General features: G+C 62.9%; 22 protein-coding genes. 10 read left to right on the top strand and 12 right to left on the bottom strand.

Annotation, left to right across the window (positions count from 1 at the left end):
• Positions 1–171: 171 nt before the first annotated feature.
• Complete coding sequence (locus CD04_RS0112490; protein WP_031407256.1) at positions 172–399, bottom strand: helix-turn-helix transcriptional regulator; 228 nt, start codon at positions 397–399, stop codon at positions 172–174.
• Between the two features lie 148 nt (positions 400–547).
• On the opposite strand from CD04_RS0112490, the gene CD04_RS0112495 reads away from it, so the two are divergent.
• The 5 genes from CD04_RS0112495 (at position 548) to CD04_RS0112515 (ending at position 3,611) form a co-directional block, all read left to right on the top strand.
• A complete protein-coding gene (locus CD04_RS0112495) occupies positions 548–778 on the top strand; it encodes a hypothetical protein (RefSeq protein WP_031407258.1) in 231 nt (76 codons plus the stop codon).
• 71 nt (positions 779–849) lie between these two features.
• Positions 850–2,112: a site-specific integrase gene (locus tag CD04_RS0112500; protein WP_051849154.1), complete on the top strand. Its 1,263-nt coding sequence runs from the start codon at positions 850–852 to the stop codon at positions 2,110–2,112.
• Complete coding sequence (locus tag CD04_RS0112505) at positions 2,105–3,073, top strand: HD domain-containing protein (protein ID WP_031407262.1); 969 nt, start codon at positions 2,105–2,107, stop codon at positions 3,071–3,073. Before CD04_RS0112500 ends, CD04_RS0112505 begins: the two co-directional genes overlap by 8 nt.
• Positions 3,074–3,132: 59 nt before the next feature.
• Complete coding sequence (locus CD04_RS23760) at positions 3,133–3,291, top strand: hypothetical protein (protein WP_156030255.1); 159 nt, start codon at positions 3,133–3,135, stop codon at positions 3,289–3,291.
• Positions 3,292–3,401: 110 nt separating this feature from the next.
• Complete coding sequence (locus tag CD04_RS0112515; RefSeq protein ID WP_031407264.1) at positions 3,402–3,611, top strand: hypothetical protein; 210 nt, start codon at positions 3,402–3,404, stop codon at positions 3,609–3,611.
• 125 nt (positions 3,612–3,736) lie between these two features.
• Here CD04_RS0112515 and CD04_RS23765 read toward each other — a convergent pair whose 3' ends face one another.
• Both CD04_RS23765 and CD04_RS24680 read right to left on the bottom strand, forming a co-directional pair.
• Entirely contained in the window at positions 3,737–3,880 is a 144-nt protein-coding gene (locus CD04_RS23765; protein ID WP_156030256.1) for a hypothetical protein, read from the bottom strand.
• A 676-nt stretch (positions 3,881–4,556) separates the two neighbouring features.
• On the bottom strand, positions 4,557–5,033 hold the full coding sequence (locus CD04_RS24680; RefSeq protein WP_369792804.1) for a GyrI-like domain-containing protein: 477 nt from the start codon (positions 5,031–5,033) through the stop codon (positions 4,557–4,559).
• A 455-nt stretch (positions 5,034–5,488) separates the two neighbouring features.
• On the opposite strand from CD04_RS24680, the gene CD04_RS0112540 reads away from it, so the two are divergent.
• The 4 genes from CD04_RS0112540 to CD04_RS0112555 all read left to right on the top strand — a co-directional run bounded on the left by CD04_RS0112540 (position 5,489) and on the right by CD04_RS0112555 (position 9,900).
• Positions 5,489–6,100: a sugar O-acetyltransferase gene (locus tag CD04_RS0112540; RefSeq protein WP_051849282.1), complete on the top strand. Its 612-nt coding sequence runs from the start codon at positions 5,489–5,491 to the stop codon at positions 6,098–6,100.
• Between the two features lie 585 nt (positions 6,101–6,685).
• Positions 6,686–7,876, top strand: a complete 1,191-nt coding sequence (gene soxC, locus CD04_RS0112545; RefSeq protein ID WP_081857925.1) for a sulfite dehydrogenase — start codon at positions 6,686–6,688, stop codon at positions 7,874–7,876.
• 22 nt (positions 7,877–7,898) lie between these two features.
• On the top strand, positions 7,899–8,462 hold the full coding sequence (locus CD04_RS0112550) for a c-type cytochrome (RefSeq protein WP_369792806.1): 564 nt from the start codon (positions 7,899–7,901) through the stop codon (positions 8,460–8,462).
• Between the two features lie 496 nt (positions 8,463–8,958).
• Entirely contained in the window at positions 8,959–9,900 is a 942-nt protein-coding gene (locus CD04_RS0112555) for a hypothetical protein (protein ID WP_156030257.1), read from the top strand.
• A 193-nt stretch (positions 9,901–10,093) separates the two neighbouring features.
• Here the strand turns inward: CD04_RS0112555 and CD04_RS0112560 are convergent, their stop codons facing one another.
• The 9 genes from CD04_RS0112560 to kdpF form a co-directional block, all read right to left on the bottom strand.
• Entirely contained in the window at positions 10,094–11,107 is a 1,014-nt protein-coding gene (locus CD04_RS0112560) for a tyrosine-type recombinase/integrase (protein WP_031407278.1), read from the bottom strand.
• Entirely contained in the window at positions 11,100–12,077 is a 978-nt protein-coding gene (locus tag CD04_RS0112565) for a tyrosine-type recombinase/integrase (RefSeq protein ID WP_031407279.1), read from the bottom strand. The genes CD04_RS0112560 and CD04_RS0112565 overlap by 8 nt, the downstream gene beginning before the upstream one ends.
• Positions 12,074–13,030: a site-specific integrase gene (locus CD04_RS0112570; RefSeq protein ID WP_031407281.1), complete on the bottom strand. Its 957-nt coding sequence runs from the start codon at positions 13,028–13,030 to the stop codon at positions 12,074–12,076. Before CD04_RS0112570 ends, CD04_RS0112565 begins: the two co-directional genes overlap by 4 nt.
• 269 nt (positions 13,031–13,299) lie before the next feature.
• Positions 13,300–13,983, bottom strand: a complete 684-nt coding sequence (locus tag CD04_RS0112575; protein ID WP_031407283.1) for a response regulator — start codon at positions 13,981–13,983, stop codon at positions 13,300–13,302.
• Complete coding sequence (locus CD04_RS0112580) at positions 13,946–16,690, bottom strand: DUF4118 domain-containing protein (protein WP_031407285.1); 2,745 nt, start codon at positions 16,688–16,690, stop codon at positions 13,946–13,948. Before CD04_RS0112580 ends, CD04_RS0112575 begins: the two co-directional genes overlap by 38 nt.
• Before the next feature lie 131 nt (positions 16,691–16,821).
• Positions 16,822–17,412 (bottom strand): potassium-transporting ATPase subunit KdpC, encoded by a 591-nt coding sequence (gene kdpC / locus CD04_RS0112585; RefSeq protein ID WP_031407287.1) that lies wholly within the window; start codon positions 17,410–17,412, stop codon positions 16,822–16,824.
• Positions 17,413–17,425: 13 nt separating this feature from the next.
• Entirely contained in the window at positions 17,426–19,492 is a 2,067-nt protein-coding gene (kdpB, locus tag CD04_RS0112590) for a potassium-transporting ATPase subunit KdpB (RefSeq protein WP_031407289.1), read from the bottom strand.
• Between the two features lie 19 nt (positions 19,493–19,511).
• Positions 19,512–21,311 carry a potassium-transporting ATPase subunit KdpA gene (gene kdpA, locus CD04_RS0112595; RefSeq protein ID WP_031407290.1) on the bottom strand — a complete coding sequence of 600 codons (1,800 nt, stop codon included), beginning with the start codon at positions 21,309–21,311 and terminating at the stop codon, positions 19,512–19,514.
• Positions 21,311–21,403, bottom strand: a complete 93-nt coding sequence (gene kdpF, locus CD04_RS23235; protein ID WP_081857926.1) for a K(+)-transporting ATPase subunit F — start codon at positions 21,401–21,403, stop codon at positions 21,311–21,313. Before kdpF ends, kdpA begins: the two co-directional genes overlap by 1 nt.
• A gap of 296 nt (positions 21,404–21,699) precedes the next feature.
• Here kdpF and CD04_RS0112610 point away from each other — a divergent pair, with 296 nt between their 5' ends.
• Complete coding sequence (locus tag CD04_RS0112610; RefSeq protein ID WP_031407292.1) at positions 21,700–22,737, top strand: IS630 family transposase; 1,038 nt, start codon at positions 21,700–21,702, stop codon at positions 22,735–22,737.
• The last annotated feature ends 149 nt before the right edge of the window (positions 22,738–22,886 follow it).

Raw genomic sequence — 22,886 nt, forward strand, 5'->3', positions numbered from 1 at the left:
TTAATAAAGCCAAGCACTTAGCGGTGCCTGGCTTTTTTGTTGCCTAAGGCATTTTGGGCACCGTGCCCATTTCGTGCCCGCGCCGTGCCCACGGACAAAATCCTGGCCGACAGGCTTTGACCGTCGGCCTGATCGTCAGCGTGCCCAACTGGGCACAAACGCCCTGCCCCATCAGCGCGTCGCTGGCGCTTCTCCCAAGCCTCTTTCGTACTTCAGCAGATCCTGCACCTCGCAACCGAAGTGCGCACAGAGCTTATCGAGCACATCAATCTCGATACGCTCAGCCGTCTCGTAGTACAGCCGGGTCAACGTGCCTCGATTGATCCCCGTGTCGCGCGCTACGTCAGCGATTTTGAGTTTGCGATCTCCGAGCAACGAAGATAGACGGCATCTAATCAAAATATGCTCCTGCAGATCATTTTTACAACATAAAGACCGTTTTGACTTGCTAAAGAACTCCTAAAGACTAGAATGCTCTTCAGAAGACCATTTAGTCCATCGACAAATGATTTTCACCTTCGCCAACATCTTACTTTGGAGAGCATGCATGTGTACCTATCTCACAACTGACGAACTGTCTTCGCGCATTCGGTATGACAGCAGGACCATCCGCGAGCGCCTGAAGGATTCCGTCCTTCTGGAAGGCATCCACTACGTGCGTCCATTCGGTCGCAGAAAAATCCTCTATATCTGGGAGCGGATCGAAGAAGACCTCGGAGTCTTCTCTACGGGAAATACCACCATCCCGATGGCGAGTGGGGGAGTGTGCCGTGGGTAACGGACACAGCGACCCAGAGTTCGGCAAGTTGCCGTTGAACTTTACCGATACGACCAACGGAGGTATCTGCTATGGGTAACGTGCGCGTCCGGCCCGACTCGGCCAAGCTGTTTCTGGATTTCCGCTACCAAGGCCGTCGCCATCGCGAACTCACGCTGCTCGACGACACCGCCAACAACCGCAAGAAGCTTGAGCGCCTACTCCAACGCATCGAGCGCGACATCCAACTCGGCCGCTTCGAATACGCGGCCTATTTCCCCAACAGCCGGGGAGCGACTGTGACGCCCAAGCCTCCTGTTTCGCTCGCTGCGGGGATGACCCGTAGTTTGGCCTCTGTGGAGCCGGTCGCAGCACATCACGCACCCACCCCCACGTTTGCCGATTTCACCCAGCAGTGGATGCAGGAAAACGCCGTGCAATGGCGCCGCTCTTACCAGCGCACGGTCGCCGACATCGTCTCGGTGCATCTGTTGCCGCACTTCGGGCAGCGGGAGGTCGGAAGCCTCTCGCGCGAAGAACTTCTTGCCTTTCGGTCGAAACTCGCCAAAGTACCCGGCCGAACCAAGCAAACCCTCTCACCACGCCGGATCAACGCCATCATGAATGTGATGCACGCCATCCTGAACGAAGCCTCCGACCGGTATAAGTTTACGTCGCCCTACTACAACATCAAACCTTTGAAGATCGCCAAGAGCGATGTGCAGCCCTTCACCCTGGAGGAAGTGCGCTTGCTCATCCAGAGCGTGCGCGAGGACTTCCGCGACTACTACACCGTGCGCTTTTTCACAGGGCTGCGCACTGGCGAGATCGATGGACTGAAGTGGAAGTACGTGGACTTTTCCCGCCGGCTGATCCTGGTGCGCGAGACCATCGTCGCCGGTGAACCCGACGAGGCCACCAAAACGATTGAGTCCAACCGCGAGGTGCAGATGAGCCAAGTGGTGTTCGACGCCCTGCAGCGGCAATTTCAGCGCACGGGGCCGCTCAAGCTCTGGGTCTTCTGCAATAGCGAAGGTCAGCCACTCGACCACAACAACGTGACCAAGCGGGTCTGGTATCCAATCCTGCGCTATCTCGGCCTAGATCCCAGGCGACCTTACCAATCACGCCATACGGCGGCCACGCTGTGGTTGGCGGCGGGCGAGAACCCGGAGTGGATCGCCAGGCAGATGGGACATACCTCGACCGAAATGCTGTTCAAGGTCTACAGCCGTTATGTGCCCAACCTCACCCGGCGCGATGGCTCGGCCTTCGAGCGGCTGCTGGCTTCAACGCTTGGGACGCACCCCGCCACACAGCCAAACCCCAATACCGAGGAGGCCGACCATGTCTGATTCCACACTGCCCTACCCTCTGGGTCTGTCCATGCTGCCGCAGATCTTCCGCCTCACCAGCCTGCAGACGCGCGTTGACAATCGTGGGGAGGCCACGCTCACCGCACATCTGTTTCACGAGCGCGCCCAACTCAAGGTGCGTTGGACGGCACGCACGGTTGATGCGCGGCTGCAAGCCGGCCTGCTCGTGGGTCCCCGCTGGACAGGGCCTGCCAGCAGCCTCGATGGTTGCCTGCGCATTGCGCGGCTAGCCATCCTGGATCGGCCTGTCGCGACGCTGTCCCTTTTTGACACCGTTCCCCCTGGCTGGGTGCGCGAACGCAGCCTGGTCCAGCGTGCGGCTGCCCTGATTGCCGAATTGCCGGCGTCGTACCAACGCTTGTTCCATGCCGTACTCTGGGAGGAGAATCGATTTTGGGGTTTCTGTACTGGGCCGTCCTCCATGCATGGTCACCACAACGGCACGAGCGGCAATTTGCGGCACACGGTGGAAGTCGCCGAGCAGGTACGCGCGCTGTGTGCTGAGCGCCTGTATGTGCACCGCGACCTCGCGGTGCTGTCGGCGTTGCTACATGATTGTGGCAAAGCGGTGGAATACCGGCTCAAGCCTGATGGGAGCTGGGGGCTGTCCGATCGTGGGCGGCTGCTCGGCCACCGGGTCACGGCCATCGAGTGGATTGCGGCGGCCATGGCCCGCTGGGCGATTCGACTGCCCGATGGCCATGCGCAGGTGTTGCTGCACAACCTGAGTGCCGTGGCCCATGCCCCCAGATGGATGGGGTTGCGCGAGCCGCAGACGCCGGAGGCGGAAATCCTGTCTTTGGCCGATCGCCTCTCGGGCACGGATGATCTGATGCAGCGCTGCCTGCCTGATACAGGAGGCTGGGGGCACTATCACCGTCATCTGGGACGGCAGCCATTTCGGGTAGTGGCCACCCAGGCCGCTGCTGAAATGGCTTGACCCATGTCTCAGGCTGCGCCTCTTCCCCTTTTTTCCTCTTTCCGGCAATCGGAGGGCCTATGCATTGGACGTTGATCGTCGTTTTCCTGTTGGTAATGGCTGTGATCCTGGCGCTGGTGGGTCGCGATGCTCGCCAAACGATCTGGCGTGAGATCTGGGCCACGGCCTTGCACGATTGGCATGCCTTCCTGCGCCTGTTCGGGCGCGGGCGTAACTAGCCCGCTGCTAGGATCGCCACATGCATTGATCGCGCTTTCCTTTCGTCATGACGTGCTGGGCCGATGCCAGGCCCGCGCACGTCCTCACAAACTCGACGAAAGGAAGTCTCATGCATCCCGATTTGTACGCTGCAGCGCTGCAGCTTCTCCAGGAGGGCGCGGTCATCATTGAAATGACCGCCGCACCGTCCACGTATCGCATCGCCTTGGGCCACGACAGCGTGCCCATTCCAGGCCATGTGGTGCAGCAGTTGGTGGCGCACCGCAAGATTCACGCGGTCTGCCAAGTCTCAGGCAAACGAAGGTTTGTGCTGCGCTGAGATTGCTCAAGAAAACTTGGCGCTACCCACGAGGCAACGGGTAGCGTCGGGTTTCAAGACGCGCGGTTTGGGCATCGCCGCTGCATTCACAGGCCGGCGAACGCCATCGCAAGACCCGCAGAGGCTTATTCCTCGCCTTTGATCTCCGATATCGAGCGGGGACCGTTGCGAGCGAACCGAGCGTAGACGGCGACGCCGATCACACCCACCATGGCGCTGAGCACCTCTGTCGCGAGTGAAATCTCATAGATCCATCGACCGAGGTTCATGGGGCACCACAAGGTTCTGAACGGGGCGTCCCATGTTAAATCAATTTGTGCTCTCGCCGGGAGCAATACGCTGGTGCACCGTTCCATCTGCCGCTGCACGATGGCGAGAGAACGCCTCGCGCAGCACCACGACGAGCGCCTAGGCGAGGGTGTCGATAAGATCGTCAGGGGTTTGTGCATCGCCGTTTTCGGGCAGTCATTCGCCTCAAAAGTTGCTCGCGTCGCGTGACGAGAGTGGTCAGTGCCCTGCGTTCCTGCCGACGGTATTGTGGATCTTGGCTGCGGCACATTGCGCCTCGCCGGTTCGCACAATCCAAGCTGGAGAAGTTGCGTTGCTTCCCAACGCCCAGATATGAAGACGCAATGCACCGATCGACCGAATCGGAGGGAGGTTGTGTGCACATGCACCGCTGCTTTGAATGCGCGACAGCTTGACGCGTTAGATCGCTCTATAGCGGATGATCGCCATCGCGGGAAGCGTTGGGCGCCCCTCAGAGACCGCTTACTTGTGCGTTCTCAAAAATTCTTCCCGAATTGCCGCCACTGGCAGGTGCTCGGCCTTATGTGGAGCTCCAAGGCCGATTATGTAGATGCCGTGATTATGTTGAGCCACGACCGGCGTCGTGCGCCAACGGACCGTCTGGAGCGGCCGGCGCCGATTTTGATCTCCACATAATCAGAGCGTCCGGAGGAAGTCGATCAGCGAGTCGGGTGCCCGATAGCGGCGAGGCTTGGCTTCTGGCTCTTGAAGCCGGGCCAGTGCCCGTTCCTTCATTGCCAAGTCGGCTTCGACGTATTGGTGAGTCGTTGCCGGACTCTCATGGCCGAGCCAAAGCGCAATGACGCTGATGTCGACGCAGGTGTCGAAGCGAAACTCGTCGGGTGGCGCGGTGTCCGGGTTGCCGTGGGGAATGCCGAAGGTGCGGCTACTTTGCACTGGCGACTGGCCGCTTTGCTTAGGCCACGCGATGAAACGCTGCACACTGGCGTTGACCAGGCCGGGGGCTCCCCAGTGCGACAGGGGCGCGACACAGGTGGGTTGGAATTCGACAATGCGGATTTGCATGACAATGCCCCTGGAAAAATGGGGGACGACGAACACCGCGCTCCAGATCTGCCAGTTCGGCGCGCGCCGGAAGCGGCCTGGCGCCATGCAGAACGCCCGCCGAAATGCCCGCGAGAACGCCTCGGGGCATTCGAAGCCTGCTTCGAGCGCGGTTGCAGCACCGAACACTCCGTCTGGGACACCAGGCGGTGCGCGGTCCTGCGCAAGCGCATCAGCTGCACGTAGCGCGCCACCGGCACGCCGACGTAGGCGCTGAACTGGCGATGGAAGTGAAACGCCGAGAAGTTCGCAACACGGCTCAGCGCCGGCACCGACAGTCCCCTTCGAGGTTGGCGTCGATGTACGCCAGAACGGCGTCGAAACGCTTGGCGTAGCCTTGGGCGGGAACGGTGCGGGTGCGCATGGCGACATGGTCGCTCGTGCAGGTTGCCTTGTCCTTGCAGCGTTTGCTCGATCGCCGAAATTTTTGTGAGAGCCGCGCCGGCATGGCAGCCGGCGGCCGCTATGCTTCGGGCAACGGCCGCACGGCCATCGAGCCAGGCATGGACACGGACCCTTCCCGACACACGAAGCGCGTGGCGACATCCAGCTCCGAGTGGGCTGCTGAAGCCGACGACATCCGCCGCGGCATGCGCCTGGCCGCGGAGCTGAACAAACTGGGTATCGACGATGGGCGCCTTATCCGGGAACTCTTCGGTGAATTGACCGGACAGCCGGTCGACGAGAGCTTCACGCTGCTGCCGCCCTTCTACACCACCAGCGGGCGTCGTATCCGGGTCGGGCACAAGGTGTTCATCAACCAGTGCTGTACCATCTACGACCTGGGCGGCGTGGAGATCGGCGACCTCGTGATGATCGGGCCGAACGTGAACCTGATCACCACGGGCCACGCGATGGCGCCGTCGGAGCGCCGCAAGATCATCGAATCGCGGCCTATCGTCATCGGGCGTAACGTATGGATCGCCACCGGCGCGACGATCCTGGGCGGGGTAACCGTCGGCGACAACGCAGTGGTGGGCGCCGGCGCCGTGGTCACGCACGACGTGCCGCCGAATACCTTCGTGGCCGGCGTGCCAGCGCGAGTCGTGCGGCAGCTGGAAGCGGGCGAAGACCGCGATGTGTCTTCCGCAGCCTGCGCGCCGGCGGCGCTCTGAACGCGACCATGACAGCCTCAAGGAGTGGCAGAAGCTCGGCCTGACCGGTCATTGGGTATTGCATGAGGCGACGACCGCTCTGCCGATGCCAGCGGCCGCACGTAGTCGCTCCTGCAAAACCCCGCCAGCCCGCATGAATGCTCACTTTGTTTGGTGTTTTCCGTCCGCCGAATCCATGGAGTGTTGGCGCCGACGCCGATTTGAGCCATGCGCCGGGTTTGCTGTGAGCCGGTTGGAACGCGCCGAAATTCAAGCCTGACGCCGCGCGCAGCTCGTTTGCCATGGCTCAGTCACCGGCCGGCATGTGGCCAAAATTGGTATTAGCGCCAAATTGGCGGAGTCAAAAACGCAAATCTCCATGCCAATGTCGCTTTCAGCAATGTGAGTTTCCCTAGGGACATCGGCTTGCAATAGCACTGACGCGGTCATAGTCTGACAACCATCAAAAAAACAAAGGAGACTCAAGTGACTCAATCATCGTCAAAGGTGACGAGGCGTGCTGCACTTTCCAGCATCGCCACTGCCGCACTCGGAGCTGGAACTCTTCTGACGGGCAGGGCTGCCTCAGCAGAAACGAATGCGCAAATGCTCAACAATCGCGGTGGTTGGGAAGAGCAGCCCCCCAACCCAGCCGATCTGCCACCCAACGTCCCACCGTGGATGCAGGAGCAGGGGCGCCCTTTGACGCCTTATGGCCATCCATCTCCCTATGAAAAGGCGGTGGTGCGGGTCCCGACGAATCTCACACCCACCGAGTTGTCCTCCTGGAACTTCACACCGCTGCAGTATCTGCAGGGCACTGTGACGCCGAACGGGCTGCATTTCGAGAGGCTCCATGCTGGCGTTCCAGACATCCACCCATCACAGCACCGGCTGCTGATCGAGGGGATGGTCAAACGCCCCATCGTCCTGACCATGGACGATTTGATGCGCTATCCCAGCGTTTCCCGGTTTCACTTCCTGGAATGCTCCGGCAACACCTTGACCGAGTGGAGAAAACCCGTTGGGAAAAATGTGCAGTACACCCATGGACTATTGAGTTGTGCCGAGTGGACGGGTGTGCCGCTTGCCGCCATCCTCGACGAAGTTGGCGTCGATCCAAAGGCAACATGGGCATTGGCCGAAGGCGCGGATGCCGCAGCTATGGATCGCAGCATTCCGGTGCAAAAGCTCTGGGAAGACGCGATCCTCGCCTATGCGCAAAACGGTGAAATGCTGCGCCCCTCCCAAGGCTACCCCTTGCGCCTGTTACTGCCCGGTTATGAGGGGAACATGAACATCAAGTGGCTACGACGCCTGAAGTTTGGTTCCGCTCCATTCGAGACCTACGAGGAAACCGCCTACTACACCGAGTTGATGAAAAACGGCAAAGCACGGCAGTTCAACTTCATCATGGAAGCTAAGTCGGTCATCACCTACCCATCGGGCGACATGAAACTGCAGCAGCCCGGCTACCACCAAATCTCTGGGTTGGCTTGGTCAGGCAACGGCCGCATCAGTCGGGTTGACGTTTCGACCGACGCTGGGCGGACCTGGCGCCAGGCTGTGCTGCAGGGTCCTGTGCAGTCGCGTTGCCTGACCCGATTCCGGCTGGACTGGCAGTGGAGTGGTGCGCCCGCAACGCTGCAAAGCCGATGTGTTGATGAAACTGGCTATGTGCAGCCGACCATCGACCAACTCGTCGCCGCGCGTGGCTACAACTCGGTCTATCACATGAACGGCATCCAAAGTTGGAAGGTCGCGGCCAATGGGGAGGTGAGCAATGTTCACGCGTAAAAGCTTCATCGGAGTGTCAGCAGTGGCTCTCGTCGGCCTCTCGCTGGCGAATGTGGCGGCAGCTCACGACCATGCGTCACTGGCTTTTGGTACGCCCGCAACGCAAGCGCAAATCGCCGGCTGGAATCTAGACGTGGTGCCTAGCGGTGCGGGATTGCCGTCTGGACGTGGCACACCGGCAGAAGGCTCGAAGTTATATGCGGCGCAGTGCGCAGTTTGCCATGGGGCCGAAGGCCAGGGCATGGCTGTCCCCGGGCACGGCATGTTTCCACGCCTTGTCGGTGGCATTGGGACCATCACGACGGATGCCCCAGTGAAGACGGTTGGAAGTTTCTGGCCGTATGCGACCGGTTTGTTCGACTACATCCGCCGCGCCATGCCATTCACCAAGCCGCAATCACTGACTAGCGACCAGGTTTATGCCTTAACCGCTTTTATTTTGGCGAAGAACGGGATCATTCCGAACGACGCTGTGATGAATGCCCAGACGTTGCCAGCGGTGAAGATGCCAAACCGTGATGGCTTCTATTCAAGGCCCGAACCAGAAACGGATAATATCGCTAGGTATTCTGTCACTGGGCCATGACGATGGTGCACCGGCCTGGCGCAATGGGTGTGGTCGAAAGCACCAGATCGTCGATTTTTGAAGGATTAGCTCTGGCGCCAGCGACGTAAGCGACCACCGCCCGACGCAATGCGGAAGCCTGCTCGCGGGGCCGCGAGCACCTTCTTTGGCCGATCAGCACTCATCCTGTGCGCGCCGATGCCAAATTGATCAATATGCCGATTTTGTTGTGACCGGACGCTTTCCGGCATCGACATCGTGGTGATGCAGGTACTGGCCGATCGCTTCTGGTCAAAATTGTGTCGGCACCCTAGACGAGGCATGTCAGCAGCAATTTCCACTTCCAATCGCAATAGCTCAGAGTACGTTTCACTTGGTGTCCGTAACACGCGGGTCTAAGGCGGCGTGCGAGCGATTCTTTGCGCACAAGAGTATCGGGAGTCTGCGGTACTTTGGGGACATCCAGGGTGACCAAGTGCCGTTCACGTTAGGGCCGATTCGGACCAAGCATGGGCTGGTGCATGTGTTTGACGAAAACACCCTTGACATCGTTTTCAGAGAGCTTGATACGGTGGCAGACTTCGTCACGTATCTGAGTAAGCGAACAGAACTTCTCTGCCGCGAAAGGCCGACCATTTGGGCGGATGGAGAGGAACAATTACTCGCCCTGTACCTGCGAAACACTCGTCACGGAGAACACGACTTCGACATCGAAGTTGAGTCAAACGGGAAGCCAATCACACACGTCTACGTCCAAGAAGGTCATTGGGAGAAGCTGCAGGCACACCCGCAGTATCTTGCCAAAAAGGCGGCTGACAAAATTAGCTACCAGTGGGAAAGGCTGGTGAGCAAATTCATCGAGGTTGGCAATCCCACGCTCGTGGACATGCCGGACTGGCAACCGGTGAACGATGTAGAGCCAGCTATTCGGGAGATGGCTAGCGAAACACGTCTTGCCCGCAGAATCCTGGCCGATGGCCTATCGAAGTTCGTCGATTCGCTCGAACTGGGGAAGGCTAAAGTACGCGTGATGTCCAGCCCATCTACTAACGACAGGGTGTACGCAATACTGGCCGAGCCCTTTGTTTCGGAGCGGTTCGGCACCTATGAACAGTACCGGAGGGACAGGCTAGCTAAAGTTGCGGCCTATGCGATCGTGGCGCGTACCAAGGTGCCGACAGCAAGAATGGCAATAGGCATAGCCTTCGACGGCCCCACCAAGGACATGAGCGGTGGCAGCGAAGATCTGTTCTGCCACTCCGTGCCCGAGGTCACACAGGCCGTCTTGAACGATGCGGAGCGTGTCCCACGCGAGTTGAGAATTCTCTTGCCAGAGAATGTCAGGAGCGCTGGTTCCCGTCACCAAGAGTATCCGGAAATCCCGCCCAGGATGAGTCGCCAACAGCGGCGTGCCCAAGAGCGCGCCGCTAACAAGAAGAAGAGGAGGAAGTTCAGATAGCGTCCTGTCGAGGACAGGTTCGCTTGGTTGCTAAGGTACGACCGCTTTTGGCAGACACCCGGCATCCGGTCACGCGGGATGACCGGCCGCAAAGGCCGATTATGTAGATGCCTCGATTATGTGGAGCCACAACCGGCGTCGTGCCCCAACTGCCCATCTGTGGCGGCAGGCGCCGATCTCGAGCTCCACATAATCAGAGCGTCCGCAGGAAGTCGAACAGCGAGTCGGGTGCCCGATAGCGACGAAGCTTGGTCTCTGGCTCTTGAAGCCGGGCCAGCGCCCGTTCCTTCATGGCCAGATCGGCCTCGACGTATTGGTGGGTCGTTGCCGGACTCTCATGACCGAGCCAAAGCGCAATGACGCTGATGTCGACGCCGGCCTGCAGAAGGTGCATTGCCGTCGTGTGGCGAATCACATGCGGCGAGATGTGGTGTGTTGCCAAATCGGGGCAGGATTCTGCGGCAAGCTGTACGGCGTGATCCAGTCGCTGCATCACGTTCCATCGCGACATCGCTTGGCCGTCCCGATTGGGCAGCAATGGCGAGTCCGAATCAAACTGCGGATTTCGCCGGAACCAGGCTCGGATTGCCCTGACGGTCGAACGCCACAGCGGCACGCTGCGCTGCTTGCGTCCCTGGCCGTGCAAATGAACGCAGGCGGCCCTATCGTCGAGCACCACCTCTCCGACCTTCACGCCGGTAATCTCGGAAACCCGGGCACCGGTGTTGTAGAGCAACAGCAGCAACACATGATCCCGTTGGCTGAACCACGTGCCGTCCGGCGTTCCGATCACCGCCAGCATTTCCTCCCGGGACAGATAGCCAAGCATCGGGCGCTCGAAGCGCTTTGCCGGAACGCCGAGCGCGCGTTCGACCACCTGCAGCGATGACACATCGCGGTGCGCGGCGAACTTCAGGAATGAACGCAGCGCCGCGAGACGGGCATTGCGGCTGCGCACGCTGTTGTGCCGCTCGCGTTCCAGATGATCGAGGAAGGCCGTGATCAGGTCCGGCGTGATGTCGGCCAGCGTGATCAGCGCTGGCGAACGGCCAAGGCGCGCCTCGGCAAAGCCCAGGAAGAGCAGGAAGGCATCCCGGTAGGCGGCAACCGTCTGCGGGCTGAGTGCGCGTTGTTGCGTCAGATGCTCGACGAAGAAGGCTTGCACAAGCGCGGGAAACGATGGCGGTGGTTTGGGTTGTCTACGCATCATCATCATCTCCCACGAGATCGGCGAATTGTTCGAACCGGCGGGCAGCGATCGCCATCAACTCGGGAACGGCGGTGAGATACCAGTATGTGTAGAAGATCTCGGCATGACCCATGTAGGTCGACAGCGCCAGCATCTTCTGGTCGACCTCGGCGCCGTCGGCGTACCAGCGCACCAGCCGCCGGACGGCGAAGGTGTGGCGCAGGTCATGCAAACGGGGTGCCTCGTGTCCACCGCGATTGACCCAGCCAAGACCGTCACGCAGGCCGGTAAAGACGCGGTGTGCCTGCCGCTCGCCAAGCAGCAGGCCCTGTCGGCGGCCACGGCTGCTGATCAGGAACGGCATGTCGGCTGTCGTCGGAACATGCCGCTCACGTTGTTTCCGGTAGCGCACCAGCGCCTTGACCGTGCTGGGATGGATCGGCAGTTGCCGGGACTTGGCGAACTTGGTCTGCCGTATCGTCAGCATCCCGCGCTTGAGATCGACATCCGCATCGCGCAGGTGAATGGCTTCGGAAACGCGCAACCCGGTCGAGGCCATCAGGCCGAACAGGGTTTCGTAGGTCAACGGCCGAAGGCTGCCGGCGGGGGCGAGTCTGCGTGCCGCAGCGAGCAAGTCGACGATCTCGTCGTCACGGTAGATGTGTGGTGCAACGCGGCCGGGTTCCGGACCGAAGAGCGACGCCTCAGGAATCTCGGTGTCCGGCTCGAACTGCTGCAGGTAGCAGATGAAGTGCCGCAGCCTTCCCCAACTGCGCGCCCAGGTGCCCGCATCGCCATCGCCACCCTTGGCAGCACGCACCCATTCGACCATGAGTTCCGCCGTCAGCGGACCCCGATGGCGCTTGGCCTCGACGAAGCGGGCAAAGCCAGAGAGGAAGGCATCACGGGAGCGCAGGTGGAAACCCTGACGGCGACGCTCGGCCAGATAGTCGTTGATTCTGGCCTGCAGGCTTTGGCGCCGGCTCATGATTCACTCCCTGGCCAGGGCAACGCGACCTCAGCAAGGTTTGGCGTGTCGAGCTTGGCGTAGATCCGGGTGGTTTCCAGCGAACGGTGCCGCAGGACATCGGCAACTTCCTTGAGCGAGCTGCCTTGCTCGACCAGGCGACAGGCCAGCGTATGACGCAGCACGTGCGCTCCGGAATTGGGCAAACCTGCCCGTCGGCAGGCATGGTGGATGACCTTCTGAACCGCAGCCGTCGTGATCGGGATGTCACGCAAATCGCGTTGGCGAACGAAGATCGCCCGGCTCATGGTTGCTGGGCGCTCATGTTGTAAATAATCCGCCAATGCTTGTCCGGTGGTCATCGGAAGCGGCAGGATGTCCTGCCGTCGCGACTTCGTGCCTTTCAGCGTGACCGTGCCTTCGCGCCAGTCGATGTCATCGATCAACAGATTCGCGATCTCGCCAGCGCGCAGTCCCATGTCCAGTGCGCAGCGGACGATGGCATAACCGCGTCGGGGCCAGCGTCCGTTGGGGAATGCGCCGAGCAGCCGTTGAACTTCGTCCGGCTTGAGGGCGCGTGGCAGCGATGCAAGCTTCCACTGTACCGGCGAGGAAATGACTGCGGTCAGGCTGGCAACCGAGTCACCGCAGATCGTCCGGTAGCGGAGGTAACTTCGCAAGGCCGTTGCCACTTGGGCAGCGGCGGAATGCGAGGGGCTATCCCCCAGTTGCCGAGCGATGAAGCGGCGAACATCGGCTGGACGTAGCTTGGCCATGGCGACGACGCCACCGGCGAACTTCTTCCGCAACAACTGCGCGACGATACGGCAATGGTTGCGACGCGTGCCCGCCGCAAGGCCGCAGACGTCACGCAGGTGGTCGTCGTACCGGCGCAGTTCGTCGGCGATCGGGTCGGAAGGGACTACAGATGAGCGCACATGCTGCGCGCTCCGGGGCGGTGAGGTTCGGTTCATGAGCGTCTCCTGGAGTGAAAACTCCACTTCAGGAGAACGCTGAAATTATGTCGAGCTCAAAATCCCTTGCTCGGCCCGCATAAGCCCGTGGACACTGGGCACTCCGAACTGCTAACCGGGAAGCTCAACATAATCGAGGCATCTACATAATTGGTCAAAGCGGGCGTTAGCTGCCACCGCTGATAGCAGCGGCAATGCGCCAGCCAGCGGTCGCCGAGCCCACCTTCATCTTCGCTGGTGTCGTTGCCATCCCGGCCTAACCCAAACCGTCACGGCACGAGCCGGTAGCCAGCCCCACTTTCCGTCAGGAGGTGGCAAGGTCGTGCAGGCTCATTCTCCAGTTTGTGACGAAGCCGCCCCATGTACACCCGCACATAGTGCTGGCTATCGAGCGCGTTGGGGCCCCAGACCTCCTGGAGAATCCGTCTGTGCGTCAGAAGCGCTCCAGCATTACGGGCGAGCAATTCCAACAGGCGATATTCGATGGCTGTCAATCTCACCGGAACGCCTTGCCTGACGACCGACTGCTTGCTCATGTCGACGACGATCTCGCCAAAGTGCAGCACGCTTCCCTGCTCGGTGATGCTTCGACGACGCAACGCTGCACGAACACGCGCCAGCAGTTCATTGACGCTGAACGGCTTGGTCAAGTAGTCGTCGGCTCCAAGGTCCAGCGAGGCGACCTTGGAGCCTTCGTCGTTGCGTGCCGAGAGCACGATGACAGGGGCCAGACTCCAGGCGCGGAAGCCGCGCAGGAATTCGATGCCGTCGGCATCGGGCAATCCGAGGTCCAGCAGCACCAAGTCGGGGCGGCGCGCTGCAGCGTCGACCAATCCCCGCCGGCACTCGCTCGCCTCCTGCACACGGTACCCTGCAGCTTCGAGCGCGACGCGCACGAAGTGCCGGATTTCCGCGTCATCTTCGACCAGGAGAATCAGTTGATGGCTCTTCATCTGCGCTGTCCTCGACGCCGTCGTCGCCGGGCGGCGCGTCCAGCGGCAATTCAAAGCTGAAGCTGGCGCCTCCGTCGGGCCGGTTGGCCGCGGTGATGGATCCGCCGTGGGCCTCGACCACCGAACGGCAGATCGCCAGGCCGAGCCCGACCCCCGGGACGCTGGACTCGACCTGTCCGCGCGCGAATTTGTCGAACAGATCACCTTCGCGTCCGCGAGGCAGCCCCGGCCCGCGGTCCCAGACGGTGACCCGCAGACGATCGCCCGCGCGCCGCGCATCGACCCCGATCGGCGTACCCGCCGGCGTGTACTTCAGCGCATTGTCGAACAGGTTGACGAACACGCGCTCGAGCAGCTGCGCGTCGGCGTGCACCAGCGGAAGCTCGGGTGGCAGATCGATGTGCAGCGGGTGCTGCGCCAGCTGCTCGGGCTCGAAGCCGCGCAGCGCGCTTCCGAGCACCTCCTCCACCGATTGCCAGTCCTTGCGCAACGTGACCTTGCCAGCCTGCAGGCGGGCCATCTCCAGCATGTCGTCAACCATGCGCGCCAGGCGGCGCGCCTGCTTGCCCACCGACTCGACCTGCTCGCGCAACCGGGCGGGCTGGGCGGGCGTGTGCATACGCAACAGGTCCGTGGCGCCCATCAGGGCGGTCAGCGGCGTGCGCAGGTCGTGCGAGAGCGCCGACAGCACCGAATTGCGCAAGCGTTCCGCCTCCATCGCGACCAGCGTGTCCTGCGCGACCTCGACGAAATGGACCCGCTCCAGCGCGATCGCGATCTGCGATGCGATGGTATCGAGCAGCCTGCGCTGTTCCGGAATGAGCACGCTGCGCGGCGTTCCGGGAGCGACGACCAGCACCCCTCGCACCCGCATCGGCGCCTTCAACGGCAGGTAAAGCAACGGCAGCGCGGGCAGCGTGTTGGTGCCGATTCCGGCCGTCTCGCCGTGCTCGATACACCAGCGCGCCAGATCGGCGTCGATGCCGTCGATCGGGCCGGCGGGGTCCGGCGAGTCGGCCTCGCGCAGGCGTTCATCGATGCCCAGCAGCAACAGTTCGGCCCGCGCGCCGAAACCGTTGCGCACATGCCCCAACCCGAAATCGACCACTTGCTCGACCGTCAACGCCCCCGAAAGGTCGCGCGACAGCGCGTAGAGATCCCGGGTGCGGCGCTCGCGCTGGTTGGCCACGCGCACCTGGTAGCGCAATCCAGCGGTGAGGTGCCCGATGAGCAGGCCGACGCCGAGCATCACGCCGAAGGTGAACAGGTACTGGACGTCGCTGACGGCGAAGGAGTACTTCGGCGGCACGTAGAAGAAGTCGAAGGCCAGCACGTTGATGAAGGCCGCCAGCACCGCCGGGCCGCGACCCAGGCGCCACGCCACCAGCACCACCCCGACCAGGAACAGCATGACGATGTTCGACAGGTGGAAGTACCAGCTCAGGGGTATCGCCACCAGGGTCAGCGCGGCGCTGCCGGCCAGCGCCCACGCATAGTCCCGCCACGGAAACGGGTGGACTTCGGCGGCGGACACCTGCGCGGCGCCGCGCGTGGGTGGCGCGTGTGGCTCGGGGGCGAGCAGCACCAGATCGAGGTCGGGAGCCAGGTTTCCCAGCCCCCTGGCGAAGGATTCGCGCCATGCCTCGCGCCACCACGCCAGCCTGCGGCGACGCGCCATCACGACGCGGTTCAGGTTGTGCATGCGCGCGTAGGCGAGCACTTCCGAGGGTGCATGTTGGCCCGCGAGCACCGCGGTGTGCGCGCCGAGATCGCGGCCGAGCTGAAGCAGCTTCAGGATCGCCGAGCGGCGCGCCTCGGCGAGCTGCTGCAGCGGCGGCGTCTCGGCGTAGACCACGTGCCAGCGCGCGTGCAGCGCCTCGGCCAGGCGCGCCGCCGCGCGCACCAGGCTCGGGCCGTTGTCCGGCCCCACGCATACCAGCAGCGCCTCCGACGCACTCCAGACCTCGCCCCCGACCTGGCTGCTTCGATAGCTGCGCATCTGGCTGTCGACGCGCTCGGCGGTCAGGCGCAGTGCGAGTTGGCGCAGCGCGAGCAAGTTGCCCTTGCGGAAGAAATTGCGCAGCGCGCGCGCCGCCTGCGCGGCGACGTAGACCTTGCCTTCGCGCAGGCGCTGCAACAGTTCGTCGGGAGTCAGGTCGACGAGCACGACGTCGGCCGCCTGCTGGAACAGGCTGTCCGGGACCGTCTCGCGCACCGGTACCTCGGCGATGCTGGCGACGATGTGGCTGACGCTGTCCAGATGCTGCACGTTGAGCGTCGTGTAGACGTCGATTCCGGCGGCCAGTAGCTCCTCGACGTCCTGCCAGCGCTTCGGATGCCGGCTGCCGGCGGCGTTGCTGTGCGCCAGTTCGTCAACTAGCAGCACCGCGGGCCGGCGCTGCAGCGCTGCGGCCAGGTCAAACTCGCCCGCGTCGCGCGCGCCCCCCTGCGGCTGCAGGCGCGGCAACACCTCCAACCCTTCGAGCAGCCGCTCGGTCTCGGCTCGACCGTGGGTTTCAACGACCCCGCAGACGACGTCGACGCCCTTCTCGCGCAGTTGCTGTGCCGCGCCGAGCATCGCGTAGGTCTTGCCAACGCCTGGAGACGCGCCGAAGAAAATCCTCAGCTTGCCCTGCTGGGCCTGCTTCTGCTCATGCTCGACCTCGCGCAACAGGGCGTCGGGGTCGGGGCGTTGATCGTCGGTCATCGCGGCACGCGTGCAGGGGTGGACGTGGCCGCGACGCAGAAGACAGACTGCAAAAGGTTCATGACAGGATAGCTCGGATCAGGGCATTGTCCGTCGGAAGTATCGCCCGGCGCGGCGGCCGATCGGTCGGGTCAGGGCAGAGGAACCGGATGCAGGCCGTCGAGTGCGAGGTTCAGCGCCAGCACGTCGACCTGGGGCTCGCCGAACAGCCCGAACCAGGGACGGTGGGCGTACCGGTCGATCAACCGCTGTACCGCTCGCGGCGGGAGGCCGCGCGCCTGCGCGACCCGCGCGAGCTGGTACTGCGCGGCCGCCAGACTGATGTCCGGATCCAGCCCGGAACCAGAAGCCGTGACCAGGTCGACCGGAGTCGGCTTGCCGGCCTCGGCCGGGTCGGCGTGTCGCAAGGCTTCGACGTTGGCCTTCACCGCCCCCAACTCCTCGGGGTTCGTGGGCCCGAGGTTGGAGCCGCCCGAGGCCAGGCCGTTGTAAGGCTGCGGCGAGGTCGCCGACGGCCGGCCCCAGAAGTACTTCGGCGCCGAGAACGACTGCCCGATCAGCGCCGAGCCGACCGGCCTTCCGGCCACGGCGAGCACCGAGCCGTTGGCCTGCCACGGAAACACCGCCTGCGCCAGTGCGGTGACCAGCAGCGGATAGACCAAGCCCAGCACAAGCGTGAAACCGACGAACAGGGTCAACGCGGGGCGAAGGAGTCGCGACATGGAGGTCTCCGTTTTACAGCAGATGCAGTGCATTGAGCACGAGGTCGATCGCCTTGATGCCGACGAAGGGCAACGCGATGCCTCCCAGCCCGTACAGCAGCAGGTTGTTGCGTAGCAGCGTGGCCGCCGGAAGCGGGCGGAACTTCACCCCTTTCAGAGCCAGGGGAATGAGGAACACGATGATCAGGGCGTTGAAAATCACCGCCGAGATGATCGCCGAATCGGGAGTCCCCAGGCGCATGACGTTCAAGGCCCCGAGTTGCGGGTAGGTGCCGATGAAGATCGCAGGGATGATCGCGAAATACTTCGCCAGGTCGTTGGCGATGCTGAAGGTGGTCAGCGCGCCGCGGGTCATCAGCATCTGCTTGCCGATCTCGACCACCTCGATCAGCTTGGTCGGGTTGGAGTCGAGATCGACCATGTTGCCGGCCTCGCGCGCGGCCTGGGTGCCGCTGTTCATCGCCACCGCGACGTCGGCCTGCGCCAGCGCCGGCGCGTCATTGGTGCCGTCGCCGGTCATCGCCACCAGGCGTCCGTCGGACTGATACTTGCGGATCAGCGCCAGCTTGGTCTCGGGCGTGGCCTCGGCCTGGTACTCGTCCACGCCGGCCTCCGCGGCGATCGCCGCTGCGGTGAGTCGGTTGTCGCCGGTGATCATCACGGTCTGGATGCCCATCCGACGCAGCTGGGCGAAGCGCTCCTTGATGCCGTCTTTCACGACGTCCTTGAGTTCGACCACGCCAAGCACACGCCGATCGTCGGCCACCACCAGTGGCGTGCTGCCCCGGCGGGCGACCGCGTCGACCAGATCCTTCAAGCCCGCCGGCAGTTCCCCGCCGCGCTCGCGCACGTGGCGCGACACTTCGTCGGCCGCACCTTTGCGGATCGGCCGGCCGGCGATGTCCACGCCGCTCATGCGGGTCTGCGCGGAGAACGGCACGAAGCTGGCGTGCAGCGATTCCAGGTCGCGCTCGCGCAGGTTGAAACGCTGCTTGGCCAGCACGACGATGCTGCGCCCCTCGGGTGTCTCGTCCGCCAGTGACGCCAGTTGCGCGGCGTTGGCCAGTTCGCGCTCGGAGACCCCGGCCACCGGCACGAAGGCGCTGGCCTGGCGGTTGCCCAGCGTGATGGTGCCGGTCTTGTCCAGCAGCAGCACGTCGATGTCGCCGGCGGCCTCGACCGCGCGCCCCGAGGTCGCGACCACGTTGGCGCCGAGCATGCGGCTCATGCCGGCCACACCGATGGCCGACAGCAGCGCGCCGATTGTCGTCGGGATCAGGCACACCAGCAGCGCCACCAGCACCGTGATGCTGACCGGATGGCCGGCGCCGGTGGCCTTGACCGAGTAGATCGAATACGGCAGCAGCGTCACCGTGGCCATCAGCAGAATCACCGTGAGCGCGATCAACAGGATGGTCAGAGCGATCTCGTTGGGCGTCTTGCGGCGCTTGGCGCCCTCCACCAGCGCGATCATGCGATCGAGGAACGAATCGCCCGGATTGGTCGTGCAGCGCACGACGATCCAATCGGACAACACCGTCGTGCCGCCGGTCACCGACGAGAAGTCGCCGCCCGACTCGCGGATCACCGGGGCGGACTCGCCCGTGATCGCGCTTTCGTCGACGGTCGCCGCGCCTTCGATGACTTCGCCGTCGCAGGGGATCAGTTCGTGCGCGAGCACGACCACGACGTCGTCCTTGCGCAGCGTCTCGCCGTCTACCAGGGTCCACGGCGCACCGTACCTGGGCTCGCTCAGCCGCTTGGCCTTCACGGCGCTGCGCGTGCCGCGCAGACTGGCCGCCTGCGCCTTGCTGCGCCCTTCGGCCAGCGCCTCGGCGAAATTGGCGAACAGCACGGTGAACCACAGCCATACCGTCACGGCCAGGATGAAGCCGGACGGCGCCTCGCCATGTCCGCGCAGCGCCTGCAGCCACAGCCCGGTGGTGAGCAGGCTGCCGACGTACACAACGAACATCACGGGGTTGCGGAATTGAACCCGCGGGTCGAGCTTGCGGAACGATTCGACCACGGCCGGACCGACCAGCGACGAATCGATGAGGGAAAGACGTTGACGACTCATGTCGGCTCCTGGTGCCCGCTCAATGCGCGGCCCACATCGCGAAGTGCTCCGCGATCGGACCCAGCGCCAGCGCCGGCAGGAAAGTCAGCGACGCGACCAGCAGCACCGTGCCGATCAGCAACCCGATGAACAGCGCCCCATGCGTGGGCATGGTCCCGCTGGATTCCGCCAAGCGTTTTTTCGACGCCAGCGAACCGGCGATGGCCAGCGCCCCGACGATCGACACGAAGCGACCGAACCACATCGCCAGCGCGAGCGTGAGGTTGTAGAAGGGCGTGTTGGCGTTCAGCCCGGCGAAGGCGCTGCCGTTGTTGTTCGACGCCGAGGTGAAGGCGTAGAGCATCTCGGAAAATCCATGTGCCCCGGGATTGGCCAGGCTGGATACCCCCTGGGCGCTGACCGACGCGATCGCGGTCCCGAGCAGCACCAGCAGCGGCGAGATCAGCAGCCCGATCGAGATCATCTTCATCTCGAAGGATTCGATCTTCTTGCCCAGGTATTCCGGGGTTCGCCCGATCATCAGCCCACCGACGAACACCGCCATCAGCGCCACCATCAGCATGCCGTACAGACCGGTTCCGGTACCGCCGGGAGCGACCTCGCCGAGCTGGATCATCAGCATCGGCACCATGCCGCCCAGAGGCGTGTTGGAATCGAACATCGAGTCGACCGCTCCGGTCGACGTGCCGGTGGTCGCCGCGGTGAAGATCGCGGTCGACGCAATGCCGAAGCGCGTCTCCTTGCCTTCCATGTTGCCGCCGGACTGCAGCGTGCCCGCCTTCTGGTCAATGTGCAGCGCGGCGAAGGCCGGATTGCCCTGCTGCTCGAAATGCGCCTCGGCGCCCATGCCCACGCCGAGCATGATGGTCATCGCAACCAATAGCGCCCAACCCTGGCGCCGATCCCCGACCATGCGCCCGAAGGTGAAGGTCAGCGCCACCGAGATCAGCAGCAGCAGGAACACCTCGAGCATATTGGTGAAGGCGTTCGGGTTCTCGTAGGGATGCGCCGAGTTGGCGTTGTAGAAGCCCCCGCCATTGGTCCCGAGTTCCTTGATCGCCTCCTGCGAGGCCACCGGCCCCATCGGCAGCGTCTGCTGCGCGGCCTGCGACGCGACCATTACCGGCTGCCCCTGCGCGTCCTTCACCGGGTTGCCCTGGGCGTCGGTCTTCGGGACCTGGAAGCTCACCGGCGCGATCAGGTCGACGGCGCGGTCGGCTCGCAGCGTCTGCGGAACCCCCTGGCCGACCAGCACAGTCGCCGCCACGAAGGAGATGGGCACCAGAACGTACATCGTGATGCGATGCAGATCGACCCAGAAATTGCCGATGGTCGCGACGCTGCGCCGCGCGAATCCGCGGATCAGCGCGAAGGCCACGGCGACTCCCGTCGCGGCCGACAGGAAATTCTGCACCGCCAGCCCGGCCATCTGCACCAGGTTGCCCATGGTGCTTTCGCCCGAGTAGCCCTGCCAGTTGGTGTTGGTGACGAAGCTGATCGCCGTGTTGAACGACGAAGCCCTGCCGACCGCGCCGAAGTGCTGGGGATCCAGCGGCAGCACACCCTGCAGACGCTGCAGCGCGTACACCGCGACCACGCCTAGGAAGTTGAACATCAGCAGCGCGCGCGCATAGGCGCCCCAGCCCATCTCCTCGTCGGGCCGAGCGCCGCACAGGCGCAGCAGCCTCGACTCGACACCGAGCAGGCGCTTCGGCATGCGGCCGTCGGCCAGCGCGGCCATGTACAGGCCCAGTGGCTTGCCTGCCAGTACCAGCGCTGCGAACAGCACGACCAGCAGCGCCCAGAATGTGGGAGTCATCAGAAGTCCTCCGCGCGCAGCAGCGCGTAGCCCAGGTAGATCAACAACAACACGGTGATGATCCCGCCCAACCAGTAGAAGAGCAGCGTCATGTCAGCGCCTTTCCTGCAGCTTCTCGCAGCCGCGAACGAGCAGCGCCATGCTCAGGAAGCACAGCACCGCGACACCTACCCAGATCAGATCCATTGCAGCAGCCCCTTGCTACTAAACCCACCGAAATCGTAGGAACTCTGGCGTAAATAGCGCGTAAAAACATTGCCCTGGCGCATAAACGCAGCGTCAATTTTTTTGAGGAAGGTGGCGGAAGCAGCGCGATATGCCGGCGCAGGCTATAGACTAAGCACGAATTATCCGTGAACTTTAAGGCGTGGAATGAGTCTGACTTTGCATGGAAAAAGAAGACGCCCGCAAGCAGTCGCGAGAAGTACTGCACGAGAGACGAAAACAAGTCATCCGCATGCACTGCAAAGGGATGCCAGTGATGCAGATTGTTGAGCACAGCGGTCTCAGTTGGTATGCCGTGAACGCTGCGCTGACCGCGTATTCGACTGCGGGGGCAGCGGCACTCAAGCCTGCTGCACGTGGCAAGAAACCAGGCAGTGGACGCATGCTGAACGAATCGCAAGAGAACGCGGTTCGGCAACTCATCTGCGACAAGCGCCCCGAACAACTGAAGATGGAATTTGCGCTATGGAACCGGGCTGCGGTCACGCAGTTGGTTGAACGCGAATGCGGCATCAAGTTGTCAGTGCGCGGCGTTGGCAACTATCTCAAGCGCTGGGGATTCACCCCGCAAAAGCCGATCAAGAAGGCGTATGAGCAGCGTCCAGAAGCCGTACAAGCCTGGCTGGACGATGGATACCCGGCCATCGAACAACGCGCCAGGTCCGAGGGTGCCGAGATTCACTGGGGCGACGAAACCGCGGTCGTGAATACCGACGTGCGTGGCCGCTGCTACGCACCGGCGGGCAAAACACCGGTGACCTTTGCGGTCGGTGGCACACGCCAGAAACTGTCGATGATCGCCACCGTCACCAACCAGGGCACGACACGCTGGATGATCATTGACGAGGCGTTCAACGCAGACAAGCTGATTGAGTTTCTGGGTGCACTGATCCAGGACGCCGGCAAGAAAGTGTTCCTGATTCTCGACAACCTGCGCGTCCATCACAGCAAGCCGGTCAAGGCCTGGGTTGAGAGGCGTCAAGACAAGATCGAGTTGTTCTATCTGCCCAGCTACAGCCCTGAGCTCAACCCGGAAGAACGGCTCAATGCCGATTTGAAACAGGCTCCTTATACGAAGGTGCCGGTACGCACCAAGGCCAAATTGAAAACCGCCGCAACAGAGCACATGCAGACGTTGGAGAAATCACCCGCGCGGGTGAGAAAGTTCTTCCAGGACGCACGCGTGAAATATGCTGCGTGACTCACGGATAAATCGGGCCGGATCAATAATGCGAAAGTGAACCGCCCCTGGTTCAGCGGACTTCGGTTGGTTTAAGTCATGCCGGGATGGCGGCCTGACTGGCAAGGGTGCTGACGATCGCACCGACCGCTGCCTGCAGCATTGCTGTC

The sequence above is a fragment of the Thiomonas sp. FB-Cd genome (genome assembly GCF_000733775.1).
Taxonomy (GTDB): domain Bacteria; phylum Pseudomonadota; class Gammaproteobacteria; order Burkholderiales; family Burkholderiaceae_C; genus Thiomonas_A.